Genomic DNA, 19,079 nt, shown 5'->3' on the forward strand with positions numbered 1-19,079 from the left:
CGGCTCGTGGGTGCTCACACCCCCGAGGTGGGCGCGTCCTTTCCGACGACGGGGATGGGGATGCGTCGTGCCTGCCTGTCGAGCGGCAGGAGGGCCGGCTCGGTGGACTTCGCGCCGCTGTCTCGCGAAGTGTCGAGCGCCTGCGCCAGCGCGGCCACCGTGGGCCGCTCGAAGAGGGTGCGCAGCGGGAGCTCCACCCCGGCCGCGGCGGACAGCCGGGACACGATGCGGGTGGCCAGCAACGAGTGGCCTCCCAGGTCGAAGAAGTCATCGAGCACGCCGACGCGCTGAAGCTCCAGGACCTCGCCCCACACGCGCGCCACCAGGGCCTCGGTGGCGGTGCGGGGCGCAACCGGCTCCGCGCGTGCCCGGGCGAGCGCATCCCGACTCACGGCTGGAAGCGCACGGCGGTCCAGCTTCCCGTGCGAGGTCCTGGGCAGTGACTCCAGCGGAATGAACGCGGCGGGGACCATGTACTCCGGCAGCGCTCGCCGGAGCGCCCCCCGCAGGTTCGCCGGGTCGACCGACTGCCCCTCCTTGGGGACGACATATGCGAGCAGGCGCGCGCCATCGGTGCCGGCGCGCTCGGCCACCACCGCGGCGGCCTGCACCTCGGGTCGGCTCAACAGGGCCGCTTCGACCTCCGCGGGCTCAATCCGGTAGCCGCGGACCTTCACCATCTCGTCCGCGCGGCCCACGAAGCACAGGTCGCCCTCGCGCTGACGGCGCACCACGTCGCCGGTGCGGTACATGCGCGCGCCGGGCTCGGTGGAGAAGGGGTCCGGCAGGAAGCGCTCCCCGGTGAGGTCCGGCCGTCGGTGATAGCCGCGCGAGACACACGCGCCCCCCAGGTACAGCTCACCCGGGACGCCGAACGGGACGGGCTCCAGGTTCGCGTCCAGGACATACGTGCGGACGCCAGGCAGTGACCTGCCGATGGGCGGCGTGACCTGGAGGTCCTCGGGGCACAGCGCGCAGGTGCTCCAGATGGAGCCCTCGGTGGGACCGTAGACGTTGAACAGTCGCCGTCCACGCCCCCAGCGCGTCACCAGCTCCAGGGGACAGGCCTCTCCGCCCACCACCATCATCCGCAGCTCGGGAAGCTCCGCCCAGGGCAGCGCGGCCAGCGAGGAAGGGGGCAGCGTGACAGCGTGGATGCGCTGCTCCTTCAGCAGCTCCAGCAGCGGGGCTCCGGGCAGCAGCGCCTTCGTCGGCGCCAGATAGAGCGTCCCGCCCGAGCGCAGCGCCAGCAGCAGCTCGAACAGCGAGACATCGAAGGTCCACGCGGAGAACTGGAGGATGCGGGCCGAGGGCGGCAGATCGAAGAGGCGCTGCTCGGCCTCGGCCGCGTTGCACACGGTGCGGTGGGCCACCGCCACGCCCTTGGGGCGCCCCGTGGAGCCGGAGGTGTAGATGACATACGCCAGGTTGTCCGGTGTGGCCTGGGGACGCAGGTCGCTTGGGTCCTCGTCCTCCAGCGCGTCCCAGAGCGTGTCCACCGTGAGCCGTGTTCCCGGGAAGGGCGGCAGCCGCTCGCATAGCGCCTCCTCCGTCACGACGAGCCGCGCTCCCGAGTCCTCCAGCACATACGCCATGCGGTCCTGGGGATGCGCCGGGTCCAGCGGGACGTAGACACCCCCGGCCTTCCAGAGGGCCAGCACGACGACGACCAGGTCTGGTGAGCGCTCCATGCACACGCTCACGGGGACCTCCGGGCCAACGCCCAGCGCACGCAGGCGTCGCGCCAGCTGGTTCGACCGTGCATTGAGCTGGCCATACGTCAGCGTGCGACCAGGTGACTCCAGCGCGAGCGCCTCCGGGCGGAGCCTCGCCTGTCGCTCACAGAGCTGATGGAGCAGCTCGAAGTCCGGCGCGTCGCCTTCGTCGCGCGGGACGTCGTGTGCCTCGCCATGCGGGCTCATCGAGAGCCGCGAGATGCGCCGCTCCGGATGGGACGCCGCGCTCGCCAGGAGGGCCTGGAGGTTCTCCGCGAGGCTCACCAGGGTGGGCGCGTCGAACAGGCTGGTGTTGTACTCCAGGGCCATGAGCAGCCCGCCGTCCGTCGTCTCCATGGCGCACACGGTGAGGTCGAACTTCGACGTCCCGGCGCTGAACTGCGGCGCGGCGAAGCGGGTGCTCGCCTCCAGGTTCGCCTGCGCGTTCTGCAGGATGAACATCACCTGGAAGAGCGGGTTGTGGGACAGGTTGCGCTCGGGCTGGAGCTCCTCCACCAGGCGGTCGAAGGGGAGCTCCTGATGCGCGAAGGCCTCCAGCGTCACGTCCCGTACGCGGGCCACCAGCTCACGGAAGGTCGGGTCCCCCGACAGGTCCGCGCGCAGGACCAGCGTGTTGACGAAGAAGCCGATCAACCCCTCCGTCTCCACCCGGGTCCGATTGGCGATGGGCGCGCCCACCACCACGTCCGTCTGTCGGCTGTAGCGCTGGAGCAGCACATCCACCGCCGCCAGCAGCGTCATGAAGAGCGTGGCGTTGAGCTCGCGGCCCACGGCGCGAAGCCCCTCCACCGTGGAGGCTTGAATCGGGAAGGTGTACGTGGCGCCTCGGAACACCTGCACCGGAGGGCGCGGCCGGTCCGTGGGCAGGTCCAGCAGGGTGGGCATCCCCGCCAGCCGCTGCTTCCAGTAGGAGAGGTGCCGTCGCAGCACGTCGCCGCGCAGCCAGTCGCGCTGCCACACCGCGAAGTCCGCGTACTGGATGGGAAGCTCCGGGAGCGGTGATGGCTGGCCGGCGCTGAACGCGGCATACAGCGCGGAGACCTCGCGAGCGAGCACGCCCATCGACCAGCCATCCGAGACGATGTGGTGCATGCCCAGCACCAGCACGTGGTCGTCCTCGGCCAGTCGGAAGAGGGTGGCGCGCAGCGGTGGCTCCTCGGTGAGGCGGAAGGGGCGGTGGGCCTCGATGGCGGTGCGTCGCGCGGCCTCCACTTCTCGCTGCTCGGGGGGAAGCTCGCTCAGGTCGACCACCGGCAACGTGAGCGCGCGGTGCGCCGCCACGCGCTGGGTCGGCTCCCCGTCCTGGAGGACGAACGTGGTCCGGAGCACCTCGTGACGGCGCACCACCTCGCTCAGCGCCTCCTCCAGCCTGGAGGGCCAGAGCAGGCCCCGGAAGCGCGTGGCGAGCGGCAGGTTGTAGAACGGATTGCCCGGCTCCAACTGCTCCAGGAACCACAGCCGCTGCTGCGCGAAGGACAGCGGGGGTGGGCCGGAGTCCCCGGGGCGCCTCGGGATGCGGTCCGGCGCGGCGGTGGGCCTGAGCAGGCGACGCTCCAGCAGGGCGCGTTTCTCGGGCGAGAGGTTGGCGATGCGCTCGCCGACGCGCTGGCTCATCTCACGTGCTCCACTTCTCCGGACAGGCCATCCACCTGGCGCGGGTCCTCGAAGAACCGCTCCATCACCTCGGCCACGAGCGCGGGCCGGTCATAGAGGCAGTAGTGCGTCCCGGCGTGGACCTCCAGGTAGCGTCCGTCGGCAAAGCGCCGAGCCACTTCACAGGCCGCCGCGGACGAGGCCACCCGGTCCAGCTCACCTCCCAACAGCAGCACGGGCGCGCGGACCTCCCGGGCCCGGGCCCGGACGTCATAGGCCCAGAAGTCGATGAGCTGCCGGGCGTAGTCGAGCGTCGACGCCTCCGTCCGGAACGGCGCCAGCACCTCCGTCTCGAGGTCCCGGTTCATCAGGGTGAGGACCTCGGTGGAGTCGGGCGGGTGCGCGCTCGCGCGGGTCCGCAGGGAGTTCGTCACCGAGGACACCATCGCAGGGCGCCGGTCGAGCATCCGGAACAGCGGCTCCAGCGTCTCCTCGTAGTCGGTGTCCAGCTCCTTCGGGCCGCCGTCGCACTTGAACGACGGATTGAGGAACACCGACGAGACGACGACGTCCGGGTGCCGGAGGCTGAACTCCACCGCCACCGAGGCGCCGGTGCACCAGCCCACCAGGTGGCAGCGGGAGACACCCTCCGCGTTGAGCACCGCCTCCAGGTCCTTCACCTGGTCCTCGAGGAGCAGAGGGCGCGTCGCTTCCCGTGGCTCCCAGAGCAGGACGCGGCGTCCCTTGGAGAGCAGACACTCCAACAGCCGCGCCCAGTAGCGCAGGCCCTGTCCCAGCGCATTGAGGATGACCACCGGGGGCTCCCCCATGCCTCCGGAGAGGCACGTCAGCTCCGAGTCGCCACCGACGGCCACTGTCGAGCGTCGCAGCGAGGACCAGACCGTGTCGACCCTCCGCCGCCGCTCCGCGTGGGCCATGTCCTGGGCCTTCCTCACGGCGCGGAACATCGAGCGCCAGGCCCTGGGCTCCATCGTCAGCGCTCGCGGCTCCACGCCCGCGAAGGCGTAGAGCTCCTCGGAGCCCCGAGGTGGTGACACGTGCAGGTGTCGCTCGAAGTCCCGGAGCCGCAGCTGGAACAGCCGGTCCACGGGCGCCAGGGATTCATGCGGACCGACGGCGAGCAGGCTCAGCCCATACTCCAGGCCCAGGTGCTCGCAGAGCTCCGCGAAGGGAAGGGGCACGGGCGCGACGAGGTCGAGGACTCGGCCTCGGGTGTCGAGACGGCTCGCCAGTCCGCGCGACAGCTTCACGGCGTGGTGGACCGGCAGGACGCTCGGTTGCGCGTCGATGGGGGCGCGTACCCGCAGCGCGTGGTGGTCGAAGTACCCGGGGGCACGCTCCTCGACCTCGTGCTTCAGCGTGTGCAGGGCCGAGAGCAGCGGCAGCAGCCCTTCACTCCAGCCCGTGCCTTCCTCGGAGGGCACGCCCAGCAGGAGCCCCGGGCGGAACAGCCGCCAGGGGATGTCCCGTGCCCCGCACGGCCCCGCGAGCTGACGCTCCAGCTCCTCCGTCGACACGGAGGGTTGGCTCACCAGGTTCAGCTCGCCGATGCGCGAGCGCGGCAACATCTCCAGGGCCGCCGACGACAGACACCACAGCTCGTCCACCGGTGCGTCCCACGCCCCTGGAACGACCCAGCGCAGGCGCGTGGCCAGCAGCTCCTCGCGGACGCCCTCCGACATCGTCGGCGCGAGGTGTCTCGCGGCGTGACGGATGGCCTCCAGGGGCCCCGTGCGGGCTCCCTGGAGCGGCGGGCTCGACACCCCACAATGGACGAGCTCTCCCGGCTCCCGGGGCGACAACAACGCGTCCGCCACCAGGTGGCTGCCGAGGAGGCTCTCCACTCCGAACATCAGCACCGTGCGGCTCACGGAGCGCGCTCGGGCTACTTCGGGGGAGCGGGGGGCGGCGTGGGCTTCCTGCTGGGATCCGGCTCGATGCGCTCAGCACCTCCCGAGGGCGTGTCGCTCTTCCCCAGCACCCCCGGGTCGTTCAGCCAATAGCCATACATGGCGATGTGATGAAAGGTCTGCGACCAGGCCATCAGCGCAATCGAGTCCAGGGCATGGACATCCGTGTTGGCCATGACCTTCTCGACCGCGGATTTGTAATCCTTCAATGCATTCAGATAACGCTGGGTGAGGTCGACGTCCTTCCAGGCGTCGTCGATCCGCTGGCGATGCTCCGCGTGGGCCGTGGCGTAATCCTTGCCACCGTCCCAGGGTTGCTGCGCGGCCATGAAGACCCGCCGCTGGGCCTCGTTCGAGGACCCTCCCAGTTCGAGCATGAATGCGTTGTAGGCGGACTCCAATTGCTTGTAGACGGAGTCCGCGGAAGCCCCAGGCCGCCCATTCGCCATGAGTCCCTCCCGGAAAGTTGGAGGATGCTATTGTAAAGGATTGTCACGGTCAATGCGTCGCCAGGGGTGGAGTGTCTTCTTTTGGAGAGAGCAGCCATGGAGTCATTGATTGCTCGGTTGCGGCAGTCCATCGGACCGGAGTCTGTCTTGACGGGGGTGGATGCCACCCGGCGGATGGCGCCGGGGAGCCGGTCATCCGTGCTGTTGCTGCCCCGTGACACCGAGGACGTGAGCCGGGTGCTCGCGCTGTGTCATCAGGCCCGTCGGCCCGTGGTCGCGCAGGGGGGGCTGACGGGGCTGGTGCACGGCGCCGTGTGCGGGGTGGACGAGGTGGCGCTCGCGTTCGACCGGATGCGGCGCGTCGAGGAGGTGGATGTCCTCAATCGCTGCCTGACGGCGCAGGCCGGAGTGCCGTTGCAGGCGGCGCAGGAGGCGGCGGAGGAGGTGGGGTTGATGGTGCCCGTGGACCTGGGGGCTCGCGGCAGCGCCACCGTGGGAGGCACCGTGGCCACGAACGCGGGCGGCACGCGCGTGCTGCGCTTCGGGATGATGCGGGAGGCGGTGCTGGGCCTGGAGGCGGTGCTGGCCGACGGCACGGTGGTGGACTCGCGCGGGAAGATGCTCAAGAACAACGCGGGCTATGACCTGAAGCACCTGTTCATCGGCTCGGAGGGCACGCTGGGGCTGGTGACGCGGGTGGTGCTGCGGCTGCGGCCCATGCCCAGGGGGCACCACACGGCGCTGGTGGCGGTGGACGGCTTCGAGCGCCTGGCCCGCTTCCTCGGGGTGATGGAGGCGGGACTCCAGGGCGAGCTCACCTCGTTCGAGGTGATGTGGCGCTCGTTCTACGACTTGATGACCACGCCTCCCTCGCGCGGCCGGCCCATCCTCCCCGCGGGGTGTGAGTACTACGTGCTGGTGGAGACCATGGGGCCCCGGGCGGAGGAGGGCGGCGAGACGCTGCTGTCGGCCCTGGCCCAGGCGGAGTCGCAGGGGCTCCTCGCCCACTCGGCGGTGGCCACCAGCGCCTCGCAGCGCCGCGAGATGTGGAGCCTGCGCGAGGAGCTGGACCCGCTCAAGCGCACCGGCCCCGTCTTCTCCTACGACGTCAGCCTGCCCCTGGACGCGATGGAGGACTATGTCGCGCGGGTGAAGGCGCGGCTCGCGGAGCGCTTCGGCGCCGCGCACCACTGCCATGTCTTCGGACACCTCGCGGATGGGAACCTGCACCTGTCCATCGGCGCGGGAGGCTCGGACGCGCACGGCGACGTCGACGACATCGTCTATGGGACGCTGGAGCGGCAGACGAGCTCGGTCTCCGCGGAGCACGGAATCGGGCTGCTCAAGAAGGGGCACCTGTGGCGCTCGCGGAGCGAGGCCGAGCTGGCCGTGATGCGCGTGCTCAAGCAGGCCCTGGACCCGCATGGCATCCTCAATCCGGGCAAGGTGTTCGAGCTCCACCGCCCGGAGTGAGCGGGCGCGTCAGGGATTCGGGACGGAGGCGAGCGCCTCCGCCAGCAGCTCGCGGGCCGCCAGCGGCCCCACGGTGATTCGCACGAGCTGACCGAAGGGCTCCGAGGGATGGCGCACGAGGATGTCCTTCTCGTCCAGCCAGCGCGCGACCGCTCGGGCCCGCGTGGTGCCGCCGAAGTCGAAGCTCACGAAGTTGGCGGAGCTGGGGAGCACTGTCGCGCCCACGCGCCGGGCCAGCTCGGCGTAGTGCTCCCGTCCCTCGCGCGTCGCGCCAATCACCTGGCCCAGGAAGTCGACATCCCGCCAGGCCGCCAGCGCCAGCTCCTGGGAGAGCTGACTCACCGCGAAGTGCTGACGGATGCGGTCCAGCGTCGACACCTGCTCGGGAGACGCGAGCGCATAGCCCACGCGCGCGGCCGCCAGGCCATGGGCCTTGGAGAACGTGCGCAGCCGCACCAGGTTGGGGCGGCTGCGCGTGAAGGGGAGCACGCTGCCCGGGTCCGCGAACTCGACGTAGGCCTCGTCGAGCAGCAGCAGGCACTCCTCGGGGAGCTGGTCCAGCAGCCGCTCCAGCTCCGCGGGGCCATGGTGCGTGCCCGTGGGGTTGTCCGGATTGGCCAGATACAGCAGCTTCGCGCGCTGTCGTCGCGCGGCGTCGACCAGCGCGTCCAGGTCGTTCCATCCGGCGCGGGTGTACGGCACGTGGACCAGTCGCCCGCCACAGCCGCGCACGTAGTAGTCGAAGCTGGGGTAGCCGCCGAGCGAGGTCACCGCGGTGTCGCCCGGGTCCAGGTAGGCCCGCGAGAAGAGGCCGAGCAGCCCTTCGATTCCCTCCGCCACCACCACGTGCTCGTGCGTCAAGCCCCGGCCCTGGGCGATCGCCGTCCGCAGCTCGAACTGCGCGGGGTCCGAGTAGTAGGGCAGCTCACCGCCGCGCGTGGCCAGCACCCGCGAGACGGCGGGGGACACGCCGAACAGACACTCGTTGGCGCCCAGCCGGACCCGGTAGGGGCGCCCCCGCTTGCGCTCCAGCTCCCGCCGCCCCGGGAACGGCTGCGACAGGTTCAGCGAGGCCACCAGATGGGAGAAGGAGGGAGGCATCGTCAGTCCTTGATCATCCCGACGAGGATGCGGCGCTGGCCCCGGTACTGGCGGCGGCCGTGCATGGCCAGGACGTTGTCGAGCAGCAGCACGTCACCGCGCTCCCAACGCAGGGGGACCTCCGACTGCTCGAGCACGTCCCAGACGTGCTCCGCGTCCTCGGCGGACACGCGGGTGCCGTCGCGGTGGAAGCAGTGGTCCATCAGCTCCGGCGTCTCGGCCATCTGTCGCCGCAGGTCCGCCGCGTCCGCGGAGCGGCCATCGCGCAGCGCCCAGCGCACCATGCACTCCGGCATGTGGTAGTGGACCTGGTTCGCCCAGACGCGCTCCCCGGTGCGCGGGTGGGCCTTGAAGGCGGGGAGCACCTGCTGCCACAGCAGCATGGACTCGTCCGGGCGCCACTCCACCTTCCATTCCTTCTCGCGCGCGATGCGCTCCACCTCGTCCCGGTCCGTGGTGAGGAACACCTGGTTCCAGGGACGGGGGATGCTGTTCTCCTCGCCGGTGGACGGGCTGCGCAGGGCGCGCCGCACGCCGACCCCCTGGGCGTCGAACCGCGCGCGCACGCCCGCGTCCAGCCGCTCGGTCACCTTCCGCGCGTCGGCGAGGGGTGTCTCGCCCATCTCGTCGGGGGGCACCTCGCAGAACAGCGCCAGCGCGTCGGGGCGGCTGGCCTGGTAGGCCATCTCCTGATGCAGCGCGAGCGAGTGCGTCCCCGGCAGTCCGGACGCCGTGGTGACGCGGCCGTGGACGACCTTGCGAGGCGCCGTGCCGCCCACGTACTCCATCAAGTCATTGGCGATGGCGCCCAGCACGTCCGCGAAGGCCGGCGCGGAGTCCAGCGCCTGGAAGCCGCGCACCAGCACCGCGCCATGTCGGTCCCGGGCGGCGTTGAGCGCGCCCTTGTGCTCGCGCAGCCAGTCCACCATCTGCTCGCGCGAGGCGTCCTGTCCCTGGGTGATGCGCCAGACCCGGGGGAGCGGCTCGTCACCCACGAAGGTCTCCTCGAAACGAATCACCGTGCGCCTCCTCGACTCGATGGAACCTTCTCCAGCAGGTGACGCAGCGCGGGCGGGTCCTCCTCCAGGAGGTCCTTCTGGATCCACGCCACGTTCTCGAAGTGGTCGCCGAAGGTCGCCACGCCCGGCAGCAGGGCCATGGGCCGGAAGCCCGCCTGCAGACAGCCGGAGATGCTGACCACGTTCTTCTCGAACGCCAGCGACACCAACGAGCGCAGCCCGCGTTTGCGGGCCTCGGATACCAGACACGCCAGGAGCAGGCCGCCGATGCCGCTCGCGCGATGCGTCTCGTCCACGTACGCGGAGATCTCCGCGATGCCCGGGTAGGACGGCCGGACGGCGAAGGGGATGAGCGAACACCAGCCCTGCACGTCACCGGACGGGGTCTCGTAGACCCACGCGCCGAAGGGCGCCTGGAAGCGCTTGAGCCACGCGACGCGGTCCTCGGCGGTGACGGGCTTGTTCACCGGGACGGCGTAGATGCCCGGCTTCATCGCCTGGTTGTAGATGCGCGCCAGCGCGGGCGCGTCTCGCTCCTCGGCGGGCCTCATCATGTCAGCGTCCTCTGGAAGACGAGGGTGTCACGCCACTCGGCGCCCACGGGCACCACGCCCTTGAGCCAGCCCACGTTGCGGAAGCCCTGGCGCACACACCACGCGATGAGGAACGCGGGCGTGGGCTGCACGAGCACCACCAGCGCCCGCAGCTCCAGCGCGCGTGCCCGGGCCAGCGCGTGCTGCGCCAGCTCCCGGCCGATGCCATGGCGGCGCTTGGGCTCATCGACGAAGAGCGCCACCTCCGCGATGGTGTCGTAGATGTCGCGTTGCGTGTGGCTGGTCAGGGCACCCCAGCCCGCCAGCTCGCCCGGCGTGTCCTCCCACACCCAGGACTCCAGCGGCCGGGGCCCGCCGGAGAGCCGCGCCCCCAGCTGGTCGGCGGTCAGCTCCGCCGGTCCCCAGGTGGAGCCACCTCGCGCAATCTCCGCGTTGCAGATGCGGACCGCGGCGGGCAGGTCGGTGGGCTCCAGTCGTCGAATCGCTCCCATGCCATCCTCCTCCCGCTAGCTCTGACCGACGAGGGGCAGCTGCTCCTTCTGCCAGAGCTCACGGGTGGCCTTGCGTCGTATCTTCCCGCTGGTGGTGCGCGGTATTGCCCCGGAGGTCGTGAGCAGCACTTTGTAGGTGGTGAGCTCATGCTCGTGGACCACCGCGCGTCGCACCGCGCCGACGACGTCCGCCACGTCCAGGCCGGCGACCTGGTCCTCGCGCACCTCGCACGCGATGACCAGCTGCTCCTGCTCCTGCGAGCCCGCCAGCGTGAAGGCGGCCGAGTGTCCCCGGCGGATCGCGGGGTGGCTCTTCTCCGCCGTCAGCTCCAGGTCCTGGGGGTAGAAGTTGGAGCCCCGGATGATGAGGATGTCCTTGAGACGACCGGTGATGAACAGCTCGCCGGTGTCGTCCATGCAACCCAGGTCCCCGGTGCGCAGCCACGTGGCGCCGTCCTCGCCGACGATGCGGGCCTCGAAGATCTCCCGCGTGGCGTCCGCTTTCTGCCAGTACCCGTGCGCGACGTTGGGGCCGTGCACCCAGATCTCCCCCACGTGCCCGGGGGGGAGCCGCTGGTGCGAGTCGGGCGCGACGATGGCCAGCTTCTCGCCGGTGAGGGCCCTGCCGCAGCCGACCAGGTCCTGCGAGCGCTCACCGGGCGCGGGCGCCAGCGCGCGATCCTTCTGCAGTGACTCACGCCCCACGTTCCACAGCCGGGGCGGACTGCCGCGCTTGCCCACGGAGATTTGAAGGGTGGCCTCCGCCATGCCGTAGGTGGGGCGCGGCGAGAAGCGGGGGAGGCCGTGGGCGGCGAAGACCTCCGCGAAGCGGGTGATGGTGCTGGCGCGCACGGGCTCGGCGCCGTTGAGCGCCAGCTCCCAGCACGACAGGTCCGTGCCCTTCATCCGCTCCGCGTCGTACTTCTCCAGGCACAGGTCGTAGGCGAAGTTCGGCGCGATGGCCATCTCCGCTCGGTACGTGCTGATGGCGCGAGGCCACGACAGCGGATGCGCGACGAAGGCCTGGGGCGACATCAGCACGCACTGCGCGCCGACGTACGCGCCCTGGAGGGCGTTAAAGATGAGCCCCATGTCGTGGTACATCGGAATCCACCCGACGCGCGTCGCGTGGCGCCACAGGTCGCCGCCCTGGCTGATCATCTCCACGTTCGCGCACAGGTTGCCGTGGCTGACCATCACGCCCTTGGGCGCCGACGTGGACCCGGACGTGTACTGCAGGAGTGTGATGGCGTTCGGGTCCGGCTCCCTCACCGCGAGCGGCGGCCCGCTGTCGTCGGTGGCGTTCGCATCCACGCCCAGCCACTCCATGCTCCGGGCGGCGGGCACCTGCGCATAGGCGGCGCTCACGGCCTCGCGAGCCGCGGCGGTGGTGAGGCCGAGCCTGGGCGCGCAGTCCTCGACGATGGAGATGCTGGAGTCGCGCAGGCGCATCTGGCGCGGGAGGATGGTGGGCACCGCCACGATGCCCGCGTACTGGCAGGCGAAGAAGGCGACGAGGAACTCCAGGCCCGGAGGGAAGGCCAGGAGCGCGCGCTCACCGGGGCCCGCCTTCGCGGCCATCACCCTGGCGAGCGCGGTGGCGCGTCGGTCCAGCTCCGCGTACGTCAGGACGGCGGCCTCCTCCCCGCGCTCGCCCAGGAAGACGTAGGCGCGGTCCTCGGGGTGGTCGGAGGCATGGGTGCGCAGCGCGGTGACGAGGGAGGGGTAGCGGGTCTGCATGGAAGCCTCGCGCAAGCAGGTCGTGGGGAACGGGGGACTCAGCCCGGCATCCGGGCGCCAGCGGTGGGCTCGGCGGCGGGCTCGTCGAGCGCCTCCAGGCGCTGGATGCGGCCGGCGATGCGCTCTGCGTCCGGGCGCTTCACGTCCCAGACGAGCCCCACCGCCTCCATGACGCGGATGATCCAATAGCCCGGGTCCAGCTGGTACCAGCGGAACCCGAAGTTGGCCGAGTCCGGGAACGCGTGGTGGTTGTTGTGCCAGCCCTCGCCCCAGGTGATGAGGCCGAAGAGCGCGTTGTTGTGGCTGTGGTTGTCCTTCATCTTGAACATCCGCGTGCCGAACATGTGCGTCAGCGAGTTGAGCGCGGACACCTGCTGGGCCACCACGAACTGGCGCACCACGCCGCCCCACAAGAAGCCGGTGAGCGCACCCAGCCAGCTCTGCGTCAGCGCGCCGGCGATGACGCCGGGCAGGACGAGCCCCAGCACCGCCCAGCGCAGGTAGCCCCGGTCCGCCTTCATGATGGCCTTGTCGGCCAGCAGGTCCGGCACGTAGTGCACCACGTTGGGGTACTCGTGCTTGAGCATCCAGCTGAAGTGCGAGTACCAGAGGCCCTTGAGGCGCAGGCGCCACGTCTGGCCGAACAGGTTGGGCGAGTGCACGTCGCCCTCATGGTCCGCCAGCTCGTGGTGGCGCCGGTGCTGCGACGTCCAGGTGATCATGGAGCTGCGCGCCGCCATGCAGCCGAAGACGGTGAGCAGCACGCGCACGGGCGTGCTCGTCTTGAAGGCGCGATGGGTGAACAGCCGGTGGAAGCCGATGCTGACCGAGAAGCCCGTCAGCGCCCACATCACCGCGAACAGGGTGAGGTCCAGGGCCGTGGGCGGCCGGACGGTGAAGGCGAGCCACAGCGCGCCCACGGTGCCCAGCGTGGGGAGGATGTCGAAGAGGATGAAGTGGCGGCGCTGCAGCTTGTGCAGATACGGGCTGCTCACCGCCTTCTTGTCCCGCTTGCCTGCGACCTGCTCGACGTGGGCCATGGGGCTCCTCCGCGTGCTACGTCATCCTCAACACCAGGCGTCCCTGGACCTGCCGCTGGCGCAGCGCGGTGATGGCGCCGTTGACGTCGTCCAGCGTCCTGCTCTCCACCAGCGGCCGCACCTTGCCGGCGGCCACCAGCGCCAGCGCCTCGCGCACGTCCTGCCGGGTTCCGATGAGCGTCCCGCGCACCGACAGGCCCTTGATGACCAGGTCGAACACGGACAAGGGCAGGGGCTCCGGCGCCACGCCGACCACCATCAGCGTCCCGGCCCGCCGGAGCATCCGCGCGCCTTGCTCCATCGCCTTCGCCGCGCCCGTGGTGACCACCACGCCATGCGCGCCGCCCCCGGTGCGGTGGACGATGCGGTTGACGGGGAACTCCTTCTCTGCGTTGACGGTGAAGCTCGCCCCGAGCGACTCGGCCAGCGCCGCCTTCTCCGCGCTCACGTCGACGGCGGCGACCTTCAACCCCAGCGCCGTCGCGTACTGGATGGCCAGGTGGCCCGCGCCGCCCACGCCGGAGACGACGACCCACGAGTCCGGCCGCGCGCCGAGCGTCTTCAGCGCCTTGTAGCTCGTCACGCCCGCGCAGAGGATGGGCGCCAGCTCCTCCAGGGAGGGCCCGTCCGGCAGCGGCACGGCGAAGGACTCGGACACCACGCAGTAGTCCGCGTAGGTGCCGTTCACGTTGTAGCCGGTGCCCACCTGGCGCACGCACAAGGGCTCGTGGTCCGTGGCGCAGTCCTCGCACGTGCCGCAGGCGGAGTTCAGCCAGAACACGCCGACGCGGTCTCCCTCCTTGTGCGAGCGCACGCCCTCGCCCAGGCCCGCGACGTAGCCGGTGGCCTCGTGACCCAGCACCACCGGGAAGCGGGGCTTCTTCATCGGCCACTCGCCGTCGAGGATGCTCACGTCCGTGTGGCACACGCCGCTGGCGGCGATTCGCACCAGCACCTCGCCGGGGCCGGGCTCGGGGATGGGGACCTCGCGCAGCTTCAGGGGCTCGCCGATGGCCTCCGCGAAGGCGGCGCGCATGAGCTTCATGATGCGGACCTCAGGGGAGTGGGAGTGGACGCGGACAGCGTCGCGCGGACGCCCTCCACGATGGAGGTGATGAGCACGGCCTGGCCCTCCTTGCCGAAGAAGTGGCCGCCCGGGAGCACCCGCCGGGTGAAGGTGCCGCCCGCCAGCTCGGACCAGGCCTCCCAGTCCTCGCGGACCACCAGGTTGTCGTGCTCTCCGATGAACGTGTGCAGCGGGAACGGCAACGGAGGCTCGCGCCGGTACGCGTACTCGTCCGACAGGGCGAGGTCCGCGCGGATGGTGGGCAGGTAGTACTCGCGGCGCTTCGCGGTGCCGAGCAGCCCCGGGGGGATGCCGCCCAGCGCGTGGAGCCGGTCCACCAGCGCCAGCTCCGGCAGCGTGTGCAGCTCGTGCGCGGGCCGCAGCGGCTTGTGCGGCGCGCGGCGGCCGGAGATGAAGAGCGCCAGCGGCAGGGGCTCCTGCTGGCGACGCAGCTCGCTCGCCAGCTCGAAGGCGATGAGCGCGCCCATGCTGTGCCCGTAGATGACCAGGGGCAGGTCCAGCAGCGCGCGCACCTGGGCGAACAACGGAGGCAAGACCTCTTCCACCCGCTCACACGGCGGCGTGTCCCTGCGGTCCTCGCGGCCCGGGAGCTGGACCTTCACCAGCTCCAGCCAGTCGGGCAGGACGGCGCGCCAGCCATTGAAGCTGGAGGCGCCGCCGCCCGCGTGGCCCAGGCACAGCAGGCGCGCCGAGGGCGGAGCCGTGCCCTCCGCGTGGCGCAGCCAGGGTGAGTGGATGGACATGGCTCAGGCGCCCCGGGGACCCCAGTGGTCGGTGCCGTTGACGGACCAGTGGGGCGAGATGGGCCGCAGCATGAAGCGCAGCAGGTGCTGCTTGCCCAGGCGGAAGCCCATGGAGGTGAGCTTGAAGTAGCGCTCCGTGCGCGCCACCGTCTCCTCGCCGACGAGCTTCACCGCCTCGGCGCGATGGCGGCGCAGGTTGGTGGCCCACCGGTCGTACGTGCGCGCGTAGTGGAGCCTGTCGTTGCGGAAGGCGACGATCTCGAACAGCCCCTCGGCCGCGGCCACGATCTCCCCGAGGAAGGGCAGGTCCGAGTCCGGGAAGATCTCCCGGTTCATGAAGTCGCTGGCGTCCTCGCGCCGCATGTCCCCGAAGGCGATGGTCTGCAGGGACAGCCGTCCGGACGGCGTGAGCCACTTGTGGCAGCGCGCGAAGAAGTCCGCGTAGACGGCGACCTTCTCCTCGGGCGTCTCCTCGCGCTTGGCGAAGTGCTCCAGCGCGCCCACGGAGATGATGGAGTCGTAGGGCCGGGCGGGCTCGTGCGTGGCCCAGTTCTCCACCCGCACCTCCACCCGGGGCAGGTTCAGCGAGCGCAGGTAGTCGGCCTGCAGCGGGCTGAGGGTGAGGCCCACCGTGCGCTCCACGGAGGGACGCGCGGAGGTGTGCCGCAGGACCGAGCCCCAGCCGCACCCCACGTCGAGCACCGTGCGCGCGTTGGCCACGTTGGCGCTCGCCAGGTGCCAGTCGATCTTCCGGATCTGCGCCCGCTCCAGCGGCTCGTCCGGGTCCTCGAAGAGCGCGCAGGAGTAGGTCATCGTCGGACCGAGGACCAGCTCCCAGAAGCGCGCGTCGTGGTCGTAGTGCGCCTGGATGCCCTCCTGTGAGCCGCCGTACTTGTCGCCCTCGCGCTCCCGGAGCGCCGCGGCGGTGCCGGTGGGCGCCTCGTCCACCCGAGCCGGGCTGCCCATCACGCGCCTCCCGCCGCCGAGGGCAGCTTCGTGGCCAGGTGCTTGGAGATGGACGCGAGGGTGGGGTACTCGAAGAGCAGCTCCGGCATCAGCTCGATGCCCAGGTGCTCCTCCAGGGACATGATCAACGCCACGGCCGTGGACGAGTCCAGGCCCAGCCGCTCCACCTCCACGTTGGGGTCGATGCGGGATGGAGGTGTGTCGAGGATCCTCGCCACGTAGTTGATGCACCACGACTGAATCGACGCCGCGTCATGAGCCTTGGCTTCCATGGGTCGCTTCGTTCCTCTGTAGGTGGGCGTTGCTGTCCTTGATGGCCGCGCGGGCGCGGCGTGCTTCCTTCTGCTCCGGCGTGGGGACGATGACGTGCGTGGCCAGCCCGAGCCTCTCGAGCAGGCGGATGAACCAGTAGGAGAGGTCCACCCGGTACCAGGCCAGGGCGAACGAGGCGGACCTGGGGAAGGCGTGGTGGTTGTGGTGCCAGCCCTCGCCCCAGATGAGCATCCCCAACAACGGGTTGTTGCGGCTGTTGTCCTTCAGCTGGAAGGGCCGGGAGCCCAGCGTGTGGAGGATGGAGTTCAGCGCGGAGATGGACTGCGCCACCACGAACATCCGCACCACGCCACCCCACAGGAAGCCCGCGAGCGCGCCCTCCCAGGTCCGCGTCACCAGGGCGCCGATGGCCGTCGGCACGACGAGCCCCAGCACCACCCACGTCTGGTAGTGGCGCGAGGCGCGGACGATGGCCCGGTCCTCCAGGAGGTCGGGCACGTAGTGCACGATGTTCGGATACTCGTGCTGGAGCATCCACGTGAAGTGCGCGTGGACCAGCCCGCGCACCCGGCCCCCGAAGTCCGCGCCGTGCAGGTTGGGCGAGTGCATGTCCCCCGGGCGGTCCGCCAGCCGGTGGTGACGCCGGTGCATGGCCGCCCAGGAGATGACGGGCCCCAGCGCCGCCATGCTCCCCATGATGGCGAGCGCCACGCGCACGGGCGTGGGCGCCTTGAAGGAGCGGTGCGTGAAGAAGCGGTGGTAGCCCGCCGACACGCCCAGCCCGGTGATGAGCCACATCACCCCGAACAACCCCAGCTCCAGCGCGCCGATGGGCCGCACGAAGGCCCAGCCCACCGCCGCGAGCGTCCCGAGCAACGGGCCCACGTTGAACAGGAAGAAGTGTCTGCGCTGCATCCGACGGAGGAAGGGGCTCTCAATCGCCAGGCGTCTGGCTTTGCCCTCCCGAGCGTCGCCCTCCAGGCCGTCCACGTCGAGTGCGTTGGACATAGCGGAACGAAGCCCCTTTCCGAAAGCCGGTATATAAAGACAACCGCGTTATTGGTCAAGGAGCCAAGAGAGACATGTCGAAGCTCATCGTCGGCCTCATCCAGGTGAATGCGCGCAATGAAATGGCGCCAAATATTTCGTTCATCGAGGAGCAGGCGCGCAAGGCATTGGCGGCCGGCGCGAACTTTGTGATGACGCCGGAGAACTCCACGCTCCTAGGGGCAAACCACGAGGATACATTGTCGAAGGTGGTGGCAGAGGAGCACCACCCCGGGCTGATGTCGGCGAAGGGCCTGGCGCGGGAACACGGTGTCTGGTTTTTGATTGGCTCCATCCACGTCAAGGTGGAGGGCGAGCGGTGCGCCAACCGCTCCTATGTCATCGACCCGGAGGGCCGGGTGGTGGCCTGGTATGACAAGATTCACATGTTCGACGCGGAGTTACCCAACGGTGAGCGCTACCGCGAGTCCGCCGTCTTCAGGCCGGGCGAGCGCGCGGTGGTGGCCCGCACGCCCTGGGGTGGGCTGGGAATGGGCATCTGCTACGACATGCGCTTCGGGCACCTGCAGCGCGCGCTGGCGCATGCGGGCGCGACGCTGTTGACGCTGCCGTCCTCCTTCACCGTGCCCACGGGGCGCGCGCACTGGCACGTGCTGCTGCGGGCTCGCGCCATCGAGACCGGCTGCTTCGTGTTCGCGCCCGCGCAGGTGGGGCTCCACGCGGGAGGGCGGCGCACGTACGGGCACTCGCTGGTGGTGAGCCCCTGGGGCGAGGTGCTGGCGGACGCGGGCGGGGACTCGGCGGGCTTCGTGACGGCGGAGATCGACCTGGCGCGCGTGGAGGAGGCGCGCCGGGCGCTCCCGTCGCTGGGGCATGACCGGGACTTCCGGGGGCCGGAGGTCCTGGAGTCATAGCGTGCGTCGGCTTCAGGGCCAGGGCGGCTGCGCGCGGAACACGCGGGGGCCGGGGCGCCTTCCCAGCAGGAAGGTGACGGCCACGTACTTGGTGCCGGAGGTGACGTCCGCCGGGTAATGACAGTAGTGCGAGGGGAAGACGGCGACCTTCCCCGCGCGCGGCTCGATGCGCAGGGCCAGGTCCGGGAACACGGTGGCGCCGCCCTGGTAGTCGTCGTTGAGGTACCCGATGACGGTGAAGAAGCGCTCCGGGGTGCCCAGGTGGTCGAAGTGTGGCGGGTACATCTGCCCGGGCTCGTAGCGGACCAGGTGCGCCTGGGGCAGGTGCTCGCGCAACGACAGACTCCACCGCGCGTTCGCCGCGTCGATCAGCGCGCCCTCCACCAGCGCGCGGTAGGGCGCGAGCGCCGGGAGCGTCATCTCCAGGGTGCGCATGTTCGCGTGCTTGTCCGTGACGGACGCGTTCGCCGTGGGCTGCCAGCCGTCGGGCTCGCGCGCCAGCTCCAGCAGGGCCTTCGTGTCCGTCAGCGCGTCAGGGAACTCGAGGATGCCGCCCGCACCCTCCACGGGGGTGAGCGCGCCCATCAGCGTCCCGGGGTCGGGTAGTAGGAGGCGTAGGGATAGGCGTACCAGGTCGGCATCCAGCCCCAATAGGACGGGTACGCGCCGGCGTAGGCGTTCATCGCGTAGGGCGCGGAATGGGGCTGGGCGCTCGGGGCGGGGGAGGCCGCCGCCAGCGAGCGCGCCATCAATTCCTCCTCGGTGGCCAACGTGGCGGAGTCGAGGATCCTCTCGTCGAGCGGGAGCCCCTGCTCCTTGAAGAACCGTGACAGGGCGGCGTGGAACTCCAGCCGCATCCGGCCATTCAAGGCCAGATGGGTCCGCAACGAGTGGATGTCATTCATGACCGGAAAGCCTCGCGGACAGCCGGCATGGATTGCACACGCCCCCGGCGTCACTC

Annotated in this window: 18 protein-coding genes; 2 read left to right on the forward strand and 16 right to left on the reverse strand. The window is 70.6% G+C overall.

Features of this window, described 5'->3' with window-relative positions; translation table 11 throughout:
* Positions 1-14: 14 nt before the first annotated feature.
* The 3 genes from K8625_RS16180 to K8625_RS16190 are packed head-to-tail and all read right to left on the reverse strand — an operon-like array spanning position 15 to position 5,709.
* Entirely contained in the window at positions 15-3,350 is a 3,336-nt protein-coding gene (locus K8625_RS16180) for a non-ribosomal peptide synthetase (RefSeq protein WP_223783211.1), read from the reverse strand.
* Entirely contained in the window at positions 3,347-5,221 is a 1,875-nt protein-coding gene (locus K8625_RS44460) for an alpha/beta fold hydrolase (protein ID WP_223783212.1), read from the reverse strand. Before K8625_RS44460 ends, K8625_RS16180 begins: the two co-directional genes overlap by 4 nt.
* Before the next feature lie 14 nt (positions 5,222-5,235).
* A complete protein-coding gene (locus tag K8625_RS16190) occupies positions 5,236-5,709 on the reverse strand; it encodes a hypothetical protein (protein ID WP_223748738.1) in 474 nt (157 codons plus the stop codon).
* 96 nt (positions 5,710-5,805) lie between these two features.
* On the opposite strand from K8625_RS16190, the gene K8625_RS16195 reads away from it, so the two are divergent.
* Entirely contained in the window at positions 5,806-7,182 is a 1,377-nt protein-coding gene (locus K8625_RS16195; RefSeq protein ID WP_223783213.1) for an FAD-binding oxidoreductase, read from the forward strand.
* Positions 7,183-7,191: 9 nt separating this feature from the next.
* Here the strand turns inward: K8625_RS16195 and K8625_RS16200 are convergent, their stop codons facing one another.
* Genes K8625_RS16200 through K8625_RS16250 form a run of 11 tightly spaced genes read right to left on the reverse strand, consistent with a single transcriptional unit; the run spans position 7,192 to position 17,204 of the window.
* The gene (locus tag K8625_RS16200) at positions 7,192-8,283 is read right to left on the reverse strand and encodes an aminotransferase class I/II-fold pyridoxal phosphate-dependent enzyme (protein WP_223748736.1); all 1,092 of its coding nucleotides are present in this window, start codon (positions 8,281-8,283) and stop codon (positions 7,192-7,194) included.
* A gap of 2 nt (positions 8,284-8,285) precedes the next feature.
* Positions 8,286-9,302, reverse strand: coding sequence for a TauD/TfdA family dioxygenase (locus K8625_RS16205; RefSeq protein WP_141323952.1), 1,017 nt, complete (start codon positions 9,300-9,302; stop codon positions 8,286-8,288).
* On the reverse strand, positions 9,299-9,856 hold the full coding sequence (locus tag K8625_RS16210) for a GNAT family N-acetyltransferase (RefSeq protein WP_141323953.1): 558 nt from the start codon (positions 9,854-9,856) through the stop codon (positions 9,299-9,301). The genes K8625_RS16205 and K8625_RS16210 overlap by 4 nt, the downstream gene beginning before the upstream one ends.
* Positions 9,853-10,347: a GNAT family N-acetyltransferase gene (locus K8625_RS16215; RefSeq protein ID WP_223748735.1), complete on the reverse strand. Its 495-nt coding sequence runs from the start codon at positions 10,345-10,347 to the stop codon at positions 9,853-9,855. Before K8625_RS16215 ends, K8625_RS16210 begins: the two co-directional genes overlap by 4 nt.
* A gap of 15 nt (positions 10,348-10,362) precedes the next feature.
* A complete protein-coding gene (locus K8625_RS16220) occupies positions 10,363-12,087 on the reverse strand; it encodes a fatty acyl-AMP ligase (RefSeq protein WP_223783214.1) in 1,725 nt (574 codons plus the stop codon).
* Between the two features lie 38 nt (positions 12,088-12,125).
* Positions 12,126-13,127: an acyl-CoA desaturase gene (locus K8625_RS16225; RefSeq protein WP_141323956.1), complete on the reverse strand. Its 1,002-nt coding sequence runs from the start codon at positions 13,125-13,127 to the stop codon at positions 12,126-12,128.
* Positions 13,128-13,143: 16 nt separating this feature from the next.
* On the reverse strand, positions 13,144-14,172 hold the full coding sequence (locus K8625_RS16230) for a zinc-dependent alcohol dehydrogenase (protein WP_223783215.1): 1,029 nt from the start codon (positions 14,170-14,172) through the stop codon (positions 13,144-13,146).
* Positions 14,169-14,957 carry a thioesterase II family protein gene (locus K8625_RS16235; RefSeq protein ID WP_223783216.1) on the reverse strand — a complete coding sequence of 263 codons (789 nt, stop codon included), beginning with the start codon at positions 14,955-14,957 and terminating at the stop codon, positions 14,169-14,171. Before K8625_RS16235 ends, K8625_RS16230 begins: the two co-directional genes overlap by 4 nt.
* Positions 14,958-14,960: 3 nt before the next feature.
* A complete protein-coding gene (locus K8625_RS16240; RefSeq protein ID WP_141323959.1) occupies positions 14,961-15,923 on the reverse strand; it encodes a cyclopropane-fatty-acyl-phospholipid synthase family protein in 963 nt (320 codons plus the stop codon).
* Complete coding sequence (locus K8625_RS16245) at positions 15,923-16,195, reverse strand: acyl carrier protein (RefSeq protein WP_141323960.1); 273 nt, start codon at positions 16,193-16,195, stop codon at positions 15,923-15,925. Before K8625_RS16245 ends, K8625_RS16240 begins: the two co-directional genes overlap by 1 nt.
* Positions 16,176-17,204, reverse strand: coding sequence for an acyl-CoA desaturase (locus tag K8625_RS16250; protein ID WP_223783217.1), 1,029 nt, complete (start codon positions 17,202-17,204; stop codon positions 16,176-16,178). The genes K8625_RS16245 and K8625_RS16250 overlap by 20 nt, the downstream gene beginning before the upstream one ends.
* A 74-nt stretch (positions 17,205-17,278) precedes the next feature.
* On the opposite strand from K8625_RS16250, the gene K8625_RS16255 reads away from it, so the two are divergent.
* Positions 17,279-18,118, forward strand: a complete 840-nt coding sequence (locus K8625_RS16255) for a carbon-nitrogen hydrolase family protein (RefSeq protein ID WP_223783218.1) — start codon at positions 17,279-17,281, stop codon at positions 18,116-18,118.
* A 12-nt stretch (positions 18,119-18,130) separates the two neighbouring features.
* On the opposite strand, the gene K8625_RS16260 is transcribed toward K8625_RS16255, so the two are convergent.
* Together K8625_RS16260 and K8625_RS16265 are read right to left on the reverse strand one after the other, a co-directional pair.
* On the reverse strand, positions 18,131-18,703 hold the full coding sequence (locus K8625_RS16260) for a 2OG-Fe(II) oxygenase (protein ID WP_223783219.1): 573 nt from the start codon (positions 18,701-18,703) through the stop codon (positions 18,131-18,133).
* Entirely contained in the window at positions 18,703-19,023 is a 321-nt protein-coding gene (locus K8625_RS16265) for a hypothetical protein (RefSeq protein WP_223783220.1), read from the reverse strand. The genes K8625_RS16260 and K8625_RS16265 overlap by 1 nt, the downstream gene beginning before the upstream one ends.
* Positions 19,024-19,079: the final 56 nt, after the last annotated feature.

Source organism: Myxococcus sp. AS-1-15 (genome assembly GCF_020037055.1).
GTDB lineage: Bacteria > Myxococcota > Myxococcia > Myxococcales > Myxococcaceae > Myxococcus > Myxococcus fulvus.

Excerpts from the sequence above, each read along its gene's own strand:
- K8625_RS16180 (WP_223783211.1), bottom strand. The coding sequence starts at position 3,350 with ATGAGCCAGCGCGTCGGCGAGCGCATCGCCAACCTCTCGCCCGAGAAA.
- K8625_RS16190 (WP_223748738.1), bottom strand. The coding sequence starts at position 5,709 with ATGGCGAATGGGCGGCCTGGGGCTTCCGCGGACTCCGTCTACAAGCAA.
- K8625_RS16195 (WP_223783213.1), top strand. The coding sequence starts at position 5,806 with ATGGAGTCATTGATTGCTCGGTTGCGGCAGTCCATCGGACCGGAGTCT.
- K8625_RS16200 (WP_223748736.1), bottom strand. The coding sequence starts at position 8,283 with ATGCCTCCCTCCTTCTCCCATCTGGTGGCCTCGCTGAACCTGTCGCAG.
- K8625_RS16210 (WP_141323953.1), bottom strand. The coding sequence starts at position 9,856 with ATGATGAGGCCCGCCGAGGAGCGAGACGCGCCCGCGCTGGCGCGCATC.
- K8625_RS16215 (WP_223748735.1), bottom strand. The coding sequence starts at position 10,347 with ATGGGAGCGATTCGACGACTGGAGCCCACCGACCTGCCCGCCGCGGTC.
- K8625_RS16220 (WP_223783214.1), bottom strand. The coding sequence starts at position 12,087 with ATGCAGACCCGCTACCCCTCCCTCGTCACCGCGCTGCGCACCCATGCC.
- K8625_RS16225 (WP_141323956.1), bottom strand. The coding sequence starts at position 13,127 with ATGGCCCACGTCGAGCAGGTCGCAGGCAAGCGGGACAAGAAGGCGGTG.
- K8625_RS16230 (WP_223783215.1), bottom strand. The coding sequence starts at position 14,172 with ATGAAGCTCATGCGCGCCGCCTTCGCGGAGGCCATCGGCGAGCCCCTG.
- K8625_RS16235 (WP_223783216.1), bottom strand. The coding sequence starts at position 14,957 with ATGTCCATCCACTCACCCTGGCTGCGCCACGCGGAGGGCACGGCTCCG.
- K8625_RS16240 (WP_141323959.1), bottom strand. The coding sequence starts at position 15,923 with ATGGGCAGCCCGGCTCGGGTGGACGAGGCGCCCACCGGCACCGCCGCG.
- K8625_RS16245 (WP_141323960.1), bottom strand. The coding sequence starts at position 16,195 with ATGGAAGCCAAGGCTCATGACGCGGCGTCGATTCAGTCGTGGTGCATC.
- K8625_RS16250 (WP_223783217.1), bottom strand. The coding sequence starts at position 17,204 with ATGTCCAACGCACTCGACGTGGACGGCCTGGAGGGCGACGCTCGGGAG.
- K8625_RS16255 (WP_223783218.1), top strand. The coding sequence starts at position 17,279 with ATGTCGAAGCTCATCGTCGGCCTCATCCAGGTGAATGCGCGCAATGAA.
- K8625_RS16260 (WP_223783219.1), bottom strand. The coding sequence starts at position 18,703 with ATGGGCGCGCTCACCCCCGTGGAGGGTGCGGGCGGCATCCTCGAGTTC.
- K8625_RS16265 (WP_223783220.1), bottom strand. The coding sequence starts at position 19,023 with ATGAATGACATCCACTCGTTGCGGACCCATCTGGCCTTGAATGGCCGG.